This is a genomic window from Pseudogracilibacillus amylolyticus (SeqCode), assembly GCF_051918545.1.
Lineage (GTDB): Bacteria > Bacillota > Bacilli > Bacillales > Amphibacillaceae > Pseudogracilibacillus.
In genome coordinates this window covers 2,016-15,514 of sequence record NZ_JBPPZG010000083.1, presented here as the reverse complement: position 1 = coordinate 15,514, position 13,499 = coordinate 2,016, and the positions used below count along the sequence as shown (strand labels likewise).

At 34.1% G+C, this 13,499-nt stretch carries 13 protein-coding genes; 1 reads left to right on the top strand and 12 read right to left on the bottom strand.

The window, feature by feature from the left end:
• Positions 1–691: 691 nt before the first annotated feature.
• From yhaM to ACPYKA_RS10715, 8 genes are all read right to left on the bottom strand, one after another.
• On the bottom strand, positions 692–1,633 hold the full coding sequence (yhaM, locus tag ACPYKA_RS10750) for a 3'-5' exoribonuclease YhaM (protein WP_479542290.1): 942 nt from the start codon (positions 1,631–1,633) through the stop codon (positions 692–694).
• Positions 1,634–1,661: 28 nt separating this feature from the next.
• Complete coding sequence (locus tag ACPYKA_RS10745; protein ID WP_479542289.1) at positions 1,662–4,571, bottom strand: ATP-binding protein; 2,910 nt, start codon at positions 4,569–4,571, stop codon at positions 1,662–1,664.
• Between the two features lies 1 nt (position 4,572).
• Entirely contained in the window at positions 4,573–4,968 is a 396-nt protein-coding gene (locus ACPYKA_RS10740) for a hypothetical protein (RefSeq protein ID WP_479542288.1), read from the bottom strand.
• A gap of 139 nt (positions 4,969–5,107) precedes the next feature.
• Entirely contained in the window at positions 5,108–5,773 is a 666-nt protein-coding gene (locus ACPYKA_RS10735; protein ID WP_479542287.1) for a metallophosphoesterase family protein, read from the bottom strand.
• Between the two features lie 218 nt (positions 5,774–5,991).
• Entirely contained in the window at positions 5,992–7,248 is a 1,257-nt protein-coding gene (locus tag ACPYKA_RS10730) for an ABC transporter permease (protein WP_479542286.1), read from the bottom strand.
• The gene (locus tag ACPYKA_RS10725) at positions 7,241–8,140 is read right to left on the bottom strand and encodes an ABC transporter ATP-binding protein (RefSeq protein ID WP_479542285.1); all 900 of its coding nucleotides are present in this window, start codon (positions 8,138–8,140) and stop codon (positions 7,241–7,243) included. The genes ACPYKA_RS10730 and ACPYKA_RS10725 overlap by 8 nt, the downstream gene beginning before the upstream one ends.
• Before the next feature lie 14 nt (positions 8,141–8,154).
• Entirely contained in the window at positions 8,155–8,637 is a 483-nt protein-coding gene (locus tag ACPYKA_RS10720) for a hypothetical protein (protein WP_479542284.1), read from the bottom strand.
• Positions 8,637–8,840 carry a helix-turn-helix transcriptional regulator gene (locus ACPYKA_RS10715; protein WP_479542283.1) on the bottom strand — a complete coding sequence of 68 codons (204 nt, stop codon included), beginning with the start codon at positions 8,838–8,840 and terminating at the stop codon, positions 8,637–8,639. Before ACPYKA_RS10715 ends, ACPYKA_RS10720 begins: the two co-directional genes overlap by 1 nt.
• A 142-nt stretch (positions 8,841–8,982) precedes the next feature.
• Between ACPYKA_RS10715 and ACPYKA_RS10710 the strand changes: the two genes are divergently transcribed.
• On the top strand, positions 8,983–9,168 hold the full coding sequence (locus tag ACPYKA_RS10710) for a YhzD family protein (protein ID WP_479542282.1): 186 nt from the start codon (positions 8,983–8,985) through the stop codon (positions 9,166–9,168).
• Between the two features lie 137 nt (positions 9,169–9,305).
• Here ACPYKA_RS10710 and ACPYKA_RS10705 read toward each other — a convergent pair whose 3' ends face one another.
• From ACPYKA_RS10705 to ACPYKA_RS10690, 4 genes are all read right to left on the bottom strand, one after another.
• Positions 9,306–9,515, bottom strand: coding sequence for an alpha/beta-type small acid-soluble spore protein (locus ACPYKA_RS10705; RefSeq protein ID WP_336263494.1), 210 nt, complete (start codon positions 9,513–9,515; stop codon positions 9,306–9,308).
• Between the two features lie 738 nt (positions 9,516–10,253).
• Complete coding sequence (fumC, locus tag ACPYKA_RS10700; protein WP_479542281.1) at positions 10,254–11,639, bottom strand: class II fumarate hydratase; 1,386 nt, start codon at positions 11,637–11,639, stop codon at positions 10,254–10,256.
• Positions 11,640–11,827: 188 nt separating this feature from the next.
• Positions 11,828–12,061: an IDEAL domain-containing protein gene (locus ACPYKA_RS10695; RefSeq protein ID WP_479542280.1), complete on the bottom strand. Its 234-nt coding sequence runs from the start codon at positions 12,059–12,061 to the stop codon at positions 11,828–11,830.
• An 86-nt stretch (positions 12,062–12,147) separates the two neighbouring features.
• A complete protein-coding gene (locus ACPYKA_RS10690) occupies positions 12,148–13,362 on the bottom strand; it encodes an MFS transporter (RefSeq protein WP_479542279.1) in 1,215 nt (404 codons plus the stop codon).
• Between the last annotated feature and the right edge of the window lie 137 nt (positions 13,363–13,499).

Sequence of the window (13,499 nt, the reverse complement as noted above, 5' to 3'; positions counted from 1 at the left end):
GCTGCCAAATATGGATATGGCTGATAAAGAGAAATTAAATCAATTCCTTCCTTGGTCAACAACAATCCCAGTGAAATGTCGCATTCCTATTAAAGCTAAATAAAGCATACACCAAAGCCCACCTCAAAAAATAGGTGGGCTTTATTTGACGCTTACCGTTGTCGAAATAGATGTATGACCCAAGAAGTCCCGAATATAAATCAAATTAACGTTTCCTTCCAGTAAATGCATCAATCAAACTGATTTGTCGAAAATATTTCATATCAATTTCTAGCCAATCTCCGTTCTTTAATTCGCTAAACAAGCGTAGCGAAACTCAATAACTACCTGGAATGGAAAGCTCATTTCTACAACATAAAGTCATGTTATCATATAGTATTATCGAAATTGACAATATAGTTTACAAAAACACATTTAGAAAACTTGGCTTATCGTCAAGTTTTTATGGCGAAAGCCAAAGTTGCACTTACGACGCACAGGACGTGCTAGTACTGGCGTTGCGACAAATCTTTACGGTGGGACGAACGAAAGTGCAGTCCCAGGACGTCGCGCTTTTAGCCAGTGAGTAGTAAGAAAGTTTTATACTTTCTCACCTTCCAAAAAAATCCAAACTGAGTTACAGTCTGGATTTTTTCGAGATCGAAGTATTTTCGTCTTAAGTCTATTAAATTGATCATCATTTATGATAGTTTTATTCAAATAGTGGTTTATAAAATGTGCGGTGATCCATCGCAAATAATCGCTCCGTAAACTCACCAGGCTTCGTTTTATCTAACGCTCTATTCAACATATTCATCTTAGCGTCAATTAAATCAATTAGATGTAAAATTTCTGCTTCTCGAACAAGTGGTGGTTTGGCACTACCCCATTCCGCTTTTCCGTGATGAGATAATACGAGATGCTGTAAAATGATAACTTCTTCTCCGTCAATTTTTAATTCCTCGGCTACCTCTTTTATTTCTGTCACCATAAGAGAAATATGTCCTAATAATTTTCCCTCTAATGTGTAAGAAGTTGATACGACACCAGATAGTTCATGAACCTTTCCAATATCATGTAATATAATTCCTGCATATAATAAGTCCTTATTTATTTCCGGATATATATCACATAATTGTCTTCCTATTTTTAGCATACTAACGATATGGTGTGCCAACCCCGAAACATAGGCATGATGATTTTTTGATGCTGCTGGATAGATAAATAAATCTTCATTATACTTTTTAATAAATGCTCTTACAATACGCTGGATATTTGGATTTTTCATTTCAAAAATTGCTTCCATCATTTTTTCTTGTAATAAGTCTTTATCAACGGGAGCTTTTTCTAGAAAATCTGAAATCCTGACCCCATCAGTAACTTGGGCAGGTCTTATTGATTTAATTCTCATTTGGGGTTTTCCACGGAATTCGTGAATGTCTCCGACTAATTTCACAACTTTTTCCTCCATGAAAATTTCTTCATCTTCCTTTGAAGCATCCCATAGTTTCGCGTCTATTTCACCTGTCGAATCAACAAAAAATAAAGTTAAAAAAGGCTTCCCATTACTTGCTGTTCCTTTTTTCACTTCCTTGATCAGCATAAAACCATCAAACGTATCCCCTATTCCATGTTTCCCAATCCCTTTTTGCATAGTCATCCCCCTGTCTATTCTATGTTCTTTAAACTGTTATTTCCGCGGAAATATGTTGTGCTTGGAGTGTTTGTGCAATATCACTTTTACATGTAAACAGTAAGATTTGCTGTGAGCTAGCAAATTCTTGTACAATGTTTAAAATTTCTTTTGTCCGTTTGCTATCAAAATTTACAAATGCATCATCAATAATAAGCGGAATCACGAATTTTTCACTCATTACTTTACTAATCGCTAGTCGTAAAGATACATATAGTTGATCGATTGTACCTTGAGACAACTCATCTACAGTATAACGTATATAGTTACTCGCTTCTACTTGAAATAATTTAGAACCCGTTGGAGCATGTACATGAATATATTTCCCATCCGTTAGTTTACTAAAATATTTTGAAGTTAGTTCGATTACTTCTGACAAATATTTCTTTTGGTAAGCGGCTTTCGCTTTCATTAATGTCGTTTGTGCTACTTGAGCAATTGCCCATTCTTCAGCTAACGCATTTAATTTTTCAAGTTCTATTTGATACAGAAAAGCTGCCTCTGAGTTACTGTCCGATGTTTCCATCTGCCCGATTTCAAGTTCTACTGCGGCTAGTTGTTTATTTAAGTCGGAGATTTCTTGTTGACAATCATTTATCAACTCTTTTAAATTATTAATCTTACTTTCTAGCTCATGTTGACTTATTTCTTTTGTTAAAATTTCATCTGTAAGTTCCCTAGGTAATACTGGTCTTATTTGCTGTTCAAGTTCCATTTTTCGTTCTAGCAGCGCTTTTTTATCCGCTAATTCTCGTGCAGTTTTAAAATATTCCTCTTCTGTCTCAACATTAGCTACTTCCATTAAAGCATTTATTTCTTTTTCGAATGAAGTTATTTTTGCTTTTAATTCCATTTGTTTTACTTCGTTTTTTTCTATAAGCTCGTTATAATGAAGGATCGCTTGTGTATTGATCGTGTGCTTTTCGACGATTTGTTCGATTTCTTCCATTGTGATCTTTGAATTTGTCCAACCTATATCACTTGCAAAATCTGCTAGTTTTCTTCGGAAATGATCCCTTTGTTCTTGTAAATCGTCTATTTCTTCTTTCATAACACGTTTATCTCGGATTAACTGTTTTACTTGTTGTAACTTGTGTAATAATTCTATCCAATGACTTGGGTCAACTTGTCTTAAAAAAGGATATTGAAATTGCTCTGTCTTCAATCGATCAAGCCACTGACTTTCTTTATGATCAAACATTCGCTTCTTTTCTTGCCAATCTATTTTTTGTAATTCAGCCCGTTTTTCTTCATTTTCTAACATTCTTACATTCACTTGCAGGTCTTTATTTTTATGTAGTAATTTCTCAAGTTTATTTTTTTCAGCTGTTGAAATAATGCTTTTATATTCATTACTATTGTCATTTTGATCTGTTTCATTAATTGATTTTTTAATGAATGTAAACTGAGTAAAACCTAAAATAATAATCATTGCTGTAATACCAAATAAGAAGTAATTATTTATTCCAAGGGCAAATAAGACGGAGAACGAGGCAAACAATATTGTTCCTACTAACGTCCAATTTGCGAGTCGTGCTTGCTTTTTCTTCCATTGTTCCATTTTAACTTTTTGTTCTCTATTATTTTTAGTTGCAGTTGCGGTTAATTCGTATGCATTAATTTTTGCTTGCATCTCGCTAATTGCTTCATCTGATAATAGTTGCGAGGAAACCGCTTCTTTTTCTGTATTGATTTGATCTGCTTTCTCTGAGAGAAGATTATATTCTTCGGTTAAACGTTCGCCATCTTGTTGTAACTGAATATTTGTTTCGCTGATTTCTTTCCAAGTTGACTCAATGTGAAAAGGAAGTAAAATTTCTTTTATTTCATCCTCTTCCATGTCCAGCGGTTGTAATTGCTCTTTTAAAACACCATTTATCTGTTCGAGTTTTTTTCCTTTTTCATTTATTTGTTGTTTAAGATTTTCATCCGTCAGTCTATTATTCAAAAGAGACTTGGCTGCGTCATAAATACTGGCGGGATATTGTTCATTAATTAAATGATTCAGTTTTCCCTTATATTCTTCTTCATTTCGTTTTAACGTATTATAATCACTTTGTAATGGAATAATTTGATTTTTTAATGTTTGATATCGATCTACCCCGTTTTCCGGGAAATTAAAATCTTTATCATACTTAGTTAATTTCTCTATCGTGGCTTGATATTCATGTAAAAAAGGAATTAAATGAAGTAATTTTTTACTTTCTTCCACTTCAGCTTGTGCGGTCAAAACTTCGACCCGTCTTTTTTCAATAACGGCTTCCAATTTTTCCTTTAATTCTTTTTTATCCCGATACGTCGCTTCATTTTGTTTAAAACGTAGAAGTTCGTTATGCTTTTCCTGAACAACTTTTATTTGTTTGTTAATCTCAGGTATTCGGCCAGTCCGTTTATACAACGATGCTAATTGCTTATCTAACTTTTTTTCCACTTGATAGATGGCCGTTGCTCCCGTTAACCCAACACTAAATAATACATCACTTAATTGTTCTTGTTTCATTCGCCGAATTTCGATCAAATCATTCGCTGAAAAAGCGTAAATAGATGTATAGATCTCTCTTGTTAATCCATGTAGTTGTTCAAAAAGCCAGTCTTCCCCTTCTACTTTTGCGTCAGGTAATAAACATTTTACATGATCATCGGTTCGTTCAATCGTAAATATGCCTATAGAGACATCAACAATCGTTAACGTCCCACCCATTCTGTTGCTGTTTTTTGGCTGATAAAAGTTTCTCTTTCTTGGTGGCAAACCAAATAACATATATAATATGAAATTTTGTAACGTCGATTTTCCTGCTTCATTTTCTCCATACAAACATGTTAACAATCCATCTGAAAAGTCAAATGTCTTATCGACCCATTTACCAAATCCGTATATTTCAGCACGTAAAAACTTCACCCTAATCACCTTCTTCCACATGTAGCAGTTCATGAATTAGCAGCTGTTTAGCTGAATTTTTTATGTCAATTTCTGATATTTCCTCTAAATACTTTCGCGCTTTGGGATGATTGTATAAATCTTTTACTGTTTCAGAAACAGAAAGTTTTTCTAAAGCACTCTTCATTTCTCCGATAAAAAAATCATCCTCTTTAAATTGAGGCAACTCATCAATTTGAATTTTATATGTATAAATATAACTCCATCGCTCTTCTTCTAACAATGATTCATTAACTACATCGATTAATTCTGTTAACATTTGATTTTTTTCAAAGCGTAAAATATCCTCATGCTTACTACGAATAGTTAGATGAATCAATCTCTCATCAGTATGCTGTCGAACTATGTTTTTGATCATTTCTTCTATTTCGAGCAATGTTTTACATGTTGAAACATCAATTTGTATGTCATCAAAAATGATTAATTGTAAAGGAATGAATTCAAGCTCCGGTTCGGCATGGGATAGCTTGACATAATAACACCCTTTTTTCCCCGATTCATTTCGATGGCGACCTTGAAATTATCGGCGGTGAACTTAATAATTGTTGCCTTTTATGGATATGTCCCAACGCCCAATAGTCGAAAGGTTCTTCTTTTAAATCTTGAAGCGTAAAAGGGGCATATGGATCATGGTCTTTATTTCCATTAATGGCACCATGCAACATCGCAATATGAAATGGAATCGCTCTATTTTGGATTTTATAATTAATCGCTTTATTTTTCTTAAGGGACCGGTTTTCATAGCTAAAACCATAAATTGAGGCTACGGGTTCATTATTCTTTTTGAAATTGACGGTAGTTATATTTTCATTAGGAAAGATATAGACATTATCCGGATAAACAATTGGATGAATATTACCATTTATATAGTCATGATTACCAAATGAAAGGTACACATTAATATGATGAGTTTTTAATTTTTCAAATGCTTTTCTTAAACGAACTTGTGCTTTTAAACTTTGATTTTCATTGTCAAATAAATCGCCGACTAATAATACGAAATCGACCTGCTTATTGATTGCAGTTGTTACTAGGTTATCTAATGCAGTAAATGTACTTTCCCGAACTTGATGAAAAATTGAATCAGGAATATGTGTTAATCCTTTAAAAGGACTGTCCAAATGTAAGTCAGCTGCATGTATAAACGAAATAGACTTCTCCATTCACATCACCGTTTTTAATTATATTTATCTAATTAGAATGTATCATATCACGAACTCAGAATGGGATCAAGTGTTTCCTTTTATAAAAAGAGAAAAGTCACCTCTTTTGGATGACTTTTCAAACATTATTTTAAACCTCTTCATCATGAAGCGTCTTGGAAAAGTAGGACATTGGAACTAAAACGAAAACCGAACGCCGAATCAATTTTACCCTTCCATTATTTTTCTTTTTTCGTTAACATAAATGCCTTTTTAAAGTCTTTCAATGTTCTGGATGGTCCGTACATCAAAACACCGCCACGATATATTCTAGCGCCTAATATGGCAAGGAGTATAATGGTTCCTACTAAAATTCCGACAGAAAGAATAACTTCCCAGATAGGTACATCTAACATACCAACGCGTAAGAACATAATCATTGGCGCGAAAAACGGTATGTAGGAAGTAATCGTGATAAATTTGGCTTCTGGCATACCTAATCCAACCATAGCGATAATAAATGCGATAACGATAAGCATCACCATCGGCATTAGCAGTTGTTGTACGTCTTCTACTCTACTGACAAGTGAACCAAGCATTGCTGCAATAGTCGCATAAAGAAAATAACCGAGGATGAAAAATAAAATTGCGTATAAATAAATACTTATCGACCCTTGGGAAAATCCGAAAACTTCAAAGAGTTCTCCGGAAAGTGTATTCATTTTAGAAGAAATTAAACTATATCCGACAACAAAAAATAAAATAATTTGTGTAAGACCAAGCAATGCGATCCCAATAATTTTAGCAAACATATGTGTAACAGGGGAGGCACTGGAAATCAATATTTCCATCACGCGGGAAGATTTCTCTGTTGCAACATCCATTGCAATCATTTGTCCGTAAATAATTACAGCCATATATAAGACAAACAACATAACATAAACGATTCCCCGTGCTTGATTTAATTCTTCTTCTGTTTTTGTACCCTCATCAATTGCAACTTTTTCAAAAACCACTTGTTCATATATAGATTGTATTGTTGCTTCGTCGAATCCAGCTTGTTCTGCCGCAATTGTCGTTTTGACTTGTTGAAGTTGTTGTTCTAATGTTGACTCTATAAAAGAAAATGATGCATTGTTTTCATAATAGGTTGCTTTCGGTAAATTGTTTTCGTCCAATTCCAGTACTAACAATGCATCAAATTCACCCTCTTGTACCGCTGTTTTTCCCTTTTCTACTGACTTTTCATATAAAATAAGTTCAATATCTTCATCCACATGTGAAACACCGATTTCTAAAGGAGTAAACAATTGACCTGACTCATCGATCACAAGAACTTGCTCTGTATCATCTCCACCAGTAAATATTTGAATGATCGACTGAAGATTAGCCACTCCAACTAAGAATAAAAGAACAATTAAAGTAGAGATAATAAATGCTTTTGATTTTAATCGAGAAAAATAAGTATGACTTAAAACAATCCAAAATTTATTCATAGTTCTCACCTACTTTTTCAATAAAAATATCATTTAAAGAAGGTTCCTCAAGTTCAAATTTCCGAATAAATCCGTTCCCCGCAAGTTTTGCCAAAATATCTTGTGATACTTGTTCATTACTAATTTGGAGTTCACAGCCATCATTTCGTCGTTTGAAAGAAAGCACGCCGTTTACATCCCGTAAAAAATCAACTGATTCATCTGATGCTATTCGGACATTTTTCTTTCCAAATGAACGTTTAATTTCTTTTATATTTCCTTCTACAACTGCAGTTCCTTCTCTTAAAATACAAATGTTTTCACATAACTCCTCGACATGAGACATTTGATGAGATGAAAATACAACGGACGTTCCGGATTCCTTAATGTCTATAACCGCTTCTTTCAACATTTCAACATTTATCGGATCAAGCCCCGAAAATGGTTCATCTAAAATAAGTAGTTTGGGACGATGAATTACTGCGGAAATAAATTGAATTTTTTGCTGATTTCCTTTTGATAATTCTTCTACTTTTTTATCAATATAATTAGGGACTTGAAAACGATCTAACCATTTTTTTAATTCTGTTAACGCATTTTGCTTCGTCATTCCCCGTAATTTTCCTAAATAAATGAGCTGTTCCTTTACTTTTAATTTTGGATAAAGTCCACGTTCTTCTGGTAAATAACCGATCAAATGGCTTTTATGATAATTTATACTTTCCCCGTTCCATGTAATCTCTCCGGCGGTTTGGTCAAGCAATCCTAAAATCATTCGAAAAGTAGTCGTTTTTCCCGCACCATTTCCGCCTAAAAACCCAAATAGTTCTGAATCAGGAATTTCTAAATTCAATTCATTTACCGCTACATGCTCGCCGAATTTCTTTGTAACATTTGATAATAATAAAGACAAATAAAGCCCTCCCTTTAATTTTCTATTTGTTGCTTACTATGCCTAATGTATAGATATCCAACTATGCTAAATGGTATGCTGTTTAGTAAATAAAACCAATTTTCTGTAAGTAAAGTTAAAATTAAAAAGACAACAGCGGATATAATAATAACTATTATTCCAACTAAAAAATAAGATACCTTAATTTCTTTTCCACTATACATAATTGCAGATAAGACAGCACCGATTATTCCCCAACTTGCCATTTGCACCAATAATAACATCGATAAAACAACTACAACACTAAAAGAAATACCAAATGCGTAAAGGGTAAATAAAACATATAAAGCGGTAATTGTTACATACCATGAATATGACCTAGCTTTTTGCCATATATGTTCATGTGTTTCATCTAAACCTCTTTGTTTTTTGGCCTTTTTTCTTCCAAAATACCAGCCGGCTAACCCACACAAAAGTCCACCATAAAGACCTATTAACCCTCCTATTTGTATTTCCATTATTTTCCTCCTCCCTCAAAAAGAAATACTTCTTCAATCGTACAATTAAATTGTTGAGCAATTTTAAATGCCAATTCAAGCGATGGATTATATTTTCCTGATTCAATCGCGACGATCGATTGTCTAGATACTCCTACGTTTTTTGATAATTGTTCTTGTGTCAATTGTTTCTCCGCTCGTAATTCTTTAATACGATTTTCCATAATTTCCCCTCACTAATGTCAAGGTAACTTTACATTTATATTGTAATTGTTTACGAACTTCATGTCAAGGTAACTTTACATCTATCTTTTTATATAAAAATATGTAATAATAATGAATAGATATTCATTCGGAGGGATCATAATGAAAAATTATGTACTAACTGTATTTTCAAAAACTGGTGAAAAATTATTAGATGAAGCATTTCAAGCAAAAAATGATGAGGAAGCAAAAGTCGTTGGGCAAAAAAAATTAGCAGAAGAAGGCTATAGTGAGTATACACATCGATGTGTGACAGAAGACGCACGCCTAGTTTTATTTCACCGATAAACGTAAAAAAGAACTATAACCTGATGGTTTAGTTCTTTTTTCGTAAGATATGGAAGTTTTAAATTGAAAGAGGAAGAACACATATGATTAACAATTTGTTGAATCATAGTGTTTCCCATCCTCTTCCGATTATTTAGTTATTGAAATCCGCCACCCATTTGTTGCTGTGCTTGGTGAACAAGACGCTTTGTAATCTCTCCACCTACTGAACCATTAGCACGGGAAGTAGTATCAGCGCCTAATTGTACACCAAACTCTGAAGCAATCTCTGTCTTCATTTGGTTTAAAGCTTGTTCAGCTCCAGGCACTAATAATTGATTTGAGTTGTTTCTGCTTGTGTCTGCCATTTCTGTCACCTCCTTACTACGTATTGTGGGCAGTTTTCTAATTTCTACTATGCTTATTTCTTGGTAAAGGAGGTAATAAATTTCCAATGATATTACAATGATGTTGTAAAATCATTGGAAAGTTCTCGTGATTTCGTGGATAAATTGAAATTTTCATGATTATTTTGTGCCTCTTCGTGGTTAATTCGCAATTTAGCTGGAGAAATACTTCTTCCGTGGTTATTTCGCTTTTCCTGTGGTTAAATTGGATTCCGCGTGGTTATTTTGTACTTCTCCGTGGTTAATTCGCAAATTGGCTGGAGAAATACTTCTACCGTGGTTATTTCGTATATCCTGTGGTTAAATTGGATTCCTCGTGGTTATTTTGTACTTCTTCGTGGTTAATTCGCAAATTAGCTGGAGAAATGCTTCTTACGTGGTTATTTCGCTTTCTCCGTGGATAAATTGGATTCCGCGTGGTTATTTGTACTTCTTCGTGGTTAATTCGCAATTTAGCTGGAGAAATGCTTCTTACGTGGTTATTTCGCTTTCTCCGTGGTTAAATTGAATTCCTCGTGGTTATTTTGTGCTTCTTACGTGGTTATTTCGCTTTCTCCGTGGTTAAATTGGATTCCTCGTGGTTATTTTATACTTCTTTTTCCTATTTAATCTGCAAATTAGTTAGATAAATTTTCAGAACCTAATTCTTCCATAAAACGGAAACAGCCTATTACAAAATTGTAATAGGCTGTAAATTAATTAAAGTGTATGTGTCATATCTTCTGGTACTACGTATTTATCAAATTCTTCTTCCGTTAGTAGTTCTAATGCCAAAGCTGCTTCTTTTAGTGTTGTATTTTCTTCATACGCTTTTTTAGCGATTTTTGCAGCATTTTCATATCCAATATGTGGATTTAGTGCCGTTACAAGCATGAGTGAGTCATTTAAAAATTTATCAATTTTTTCATGATTCGGCTCAATTCCTCGTACACATCGTTCTTCAAAAGATAACATACTATCTGCGAGTAATTGTGCGGACTGGATAAAATTAAATGCGATAACTGGCTTGAATACGTTAAGCTCAAAATTTCCTTGGCTTGCCGCAAATGCAATTGTTGCATCATTTCCAATAACCTGTGTAACAACCATCGTTATGGCTTCACTCTGAGTTGGATTTACTTTTCCAGGCATGATGGAACTTCCCGGCTCGTTTGCAGGGATAATAATTTCACCTAGTCCTGAACGTGGACCACTTGCCAACCAACGTACGTCATTGGCAATTTTCATCAAGTCTGCTGCTAGTGCTTTTAGGGCACCATGAGCATAAACTGTTTCATCATAACTTGTTAATGAATGGAATTTAACTGGCTCAGATCTGAAATTTTTACCGGTAATTGCACTAACTTCCTTACACACCCGCTCAGAAAACTCAGGATGTGCGTTTAATCCTGTTCCTACTGCGGTACCACCTATTGCAAGGTCTTTTAAATGCTCGGCACTTTCGGTAATCATTTTTTCTGTTTTTTCAAGCATGCGATGCCATCCACTCATCTCTTGACCTAATGTAATTGGCGTGGCATCTTGTAAATGTGTACGACCGATTTTTACAATATCCATAAATTCTTCTGACTTTTTCTGAATCGAATCTTTTAATACTTTTAAGGACGGAAGAACTGTATCTTCTAATTTTAGAACTGCTGCAATATGTAGGGCAGTTGGATATGTATCATTGGAACTTTGTGATTTATTTACATCATCGTTTGGATGAAGTACTAATTCACTTCCTTGTTCTTTCAACCATTTATTACCTACATGAGCAATAACTTCGTTTACGTTCATATTTGATTGAGTTCCGCTTCCTGTTTGCCATACGACTAACGGGAAATGATCATTTAATTTTCCTTCTATGATCTCTTCAGCTGCATAAGCGATAGCTTCAGCTTTTTTTTCTTCTAATAAACCTAAATCACTGTTTGCTTTTGCAGCACCTTTTTTCGTGATGGCAAATGCTTTAATTATTTCAGTTGGCATTGTTTCATGCCCAATTGGGAAATTTTGTTTACTACGCTGTGTTTGTGCGCCCCAGAATTTATCAGCAGGAACTTTCACTTCACCTAATGTGTCTTTTTCGATGCGATACTCCATTTCCTTTTTCCTCCTATGAACCAGTGATAGACTTTCTTCTTTATTGTAACAAATATTTGTCGATTAATATACAATTGTAGTATGACATACTTTTTTATAACGTTATACTGTATCGTTTTCTGCTTGAATGTAAGTCGAACAGAAAAAAGACTACTCCAAAAAAAGAATAGTCTTTTAATATATCGGTATTATTCCCAAATAAAGCTTTTGTATGTCTCACTTAGCTTGTTAAATTCCTCTTTTTCTCCATTGTCTAATGCTTCGTTTAACTGTTTTTGCAACTGTTTTTTATTCCACGTATAACAAAGTTGATCAAGGATTAATCTCGCCGTTAACTTCATTTCAAATGGAATTTCTCTTTTAGCTAGAAGCACCTTGCCATCATACCGAAAGAACTTATAGATCACTTTCTCTTTTTTCATGGAACATGCCCCCTAAGCTTATCTTTTTTATATTATCCTAAATTATCTTAATAATTGCAACAGTTAGGATTGTTAAAAGATTAACGCTATCCTTTATCTTTTTCAGGATCGATGTTCCGAAACGCTAAGAAGCCTGCCCCTAAAGCAAAAATAGTCAATAAAGCAACCATCCAAAAAATATTTTTCTTCATTAACAATGCAATCGCCGGTGGCCCTGCAGCAACGCCGATAAAACGCATCGAACTATAGATAGATGTCACTGCTCCACGGACTGTTTTATCTAAGCTTTCGGTAATTAAAGAGTCCATACAAGGAAGTGCCATGCCAATCCCTGTTCCACAAATTAGAAAAATAATAATCAAATAGATAAAGTGATCGGCAAAAGATATTACGGCAACAGAACAACCTGCTAAAACAATACCAATAAATGTGATCCATTTCATTAACTTTAAACGACCCTCGATCTTTCTTCCTGCAACATAGGAAGCAATCGATAATGCTAGAAGGGGTATAGCAAGCAGTAATCCTTTTTTTATTCCTTTAAAGTCAAATTTATCTTCTAATATACTTGATAAGTAAAATAAGAAGCCAAATAATATAAACATTAAAATTGCGCCGATGATAAATATTGCGATTAACCATCGTTTATGTTCTTGAAATACTTCCTTAATTAATCCCCAATACTTTTTAAAAGGCATCGGTTCTTCATCTTTATCTTCTTTTTCTTTTATTAAAAAAATAATCATTAAAACGGAGACAGTACAAAATACCGGGATAGAAAAAAACGGCAAAAACCAGACGATTGCCGTTAGTGCTGAACCTAAAATTGGACTTAGCACTTTACCAATTGTGTTAGATGTTTCGATAATACCAAGGGTTGTACTTGCTTCATCATCCCGCCTAAACATATCACCAACGAGCGGCAAGACGATTGGCATTGCCCCCGAGGCACCAATACCTTGTAATATCCGACCAATCAAAATAACGGAAAAAGCATTATCCATCTTCCAAGAAGCAAGCCCTGCTATTAATCCTCCTGCACCTGTTAAAATAAGTGCAGGTACCATTACTTTTTTTCGACCAAATCGATCTGATAAATATCCAGCAATTGGAATACATAAAATAGCGACAATGGAGTAAACAGTAATAATATAACTAGACTGTAGCTTTGATATAGCTAATTTTTCCTCCATTACAGGCAAGATCGGAATTAACATGGAGTTTCCCAAAGTCATAATTAACGGTACAGAGGCAAGCGAAATAATTGCCCAACGTTTTTCAGTAGACTGTTGATCGGACACTAAATCCTCATCCTTTTGCTAATAAGTATAATTATTATGCACTTGAAAGGATAACTTATTCGGAGAGAAAAACTAATGTATCTAAGGATATTTTTTAGTAGAGTTGCAAGATTTTTTATGGATGCACCAAAAGGATC

Bases quoted from the DNA above. Each gene is read 5' to 3' on its own strand.
- yhaM (WP_479542290.1), bottom strand. From the start codon at position 1,633: ATGCAAAAAGGGATTGGGAAACATGGAATAGGGGATACGTTTGATGGT.
- ACPYKA_RS10740 (WP_479542288.1), bottom strand. From the start codon at position 4,968: ATGATCAAAAACATAGTTCGACAGCATACTGATGAGAGATTGATTCAT.
- ACPYKA_RS10735 (WP_479542287.1), bottom strand. From the start codon at position 5,773: ATGGAGAAGTCTATTTCGTTTATACATGCAGCTGACTTACATTTGGAC.
- ACPYKA_RS10730 (WP_479542286.1), bottom strand. From the start codon at position 7,248: ATGAATAAATTTTGGATTGTTTTAAGTCATACTTATTTTTCTCGATTA.
- ACPYKA_RS10720 (WP_479542284.1), bottom strand. From the start codon at position 8,637: ATGGAAATACAAATAGGAGGGTTAATAGGTCTTTATGGTGGACTTTTG.
- ACPYKA_RS10715 (WP_479542283.1), bottom strand. From the start codon at position 8,840: ATGGAAAATCGTATTAAAGAATTACGAGCGGAGAAACAATTGACACAA.
- ACPYKA_RS10710 (WP_479542282.1), top strand. From the start codon at position 8,983: ATGAAAAATTATGTACTAACTGTATTTTCAAAAACTGGTGAAAAATTA.
- ACPYKA_RS10705 (WP_336263494.1), bottom strand. From the start codon at position 9,515: ATGGCAGACACAAGCAGAAACAACTCAAATCAATTATTAGTGCCTGGA.
- fumC (WP_479542281.1), bottom strand. From the start codon at position 11,639: ATGGAGTATCGCATCGAAAAAGACACATTAGGTGAAGTGAAAGTTCCT.
- ACPYKA_RS10695 (WP_479542280.1), bottom strand. From the start codon at position 12,061: ATGAAAAAAGAGAAAGTGATCTATAAGTTCTTTCGGTATGATGGCAAG.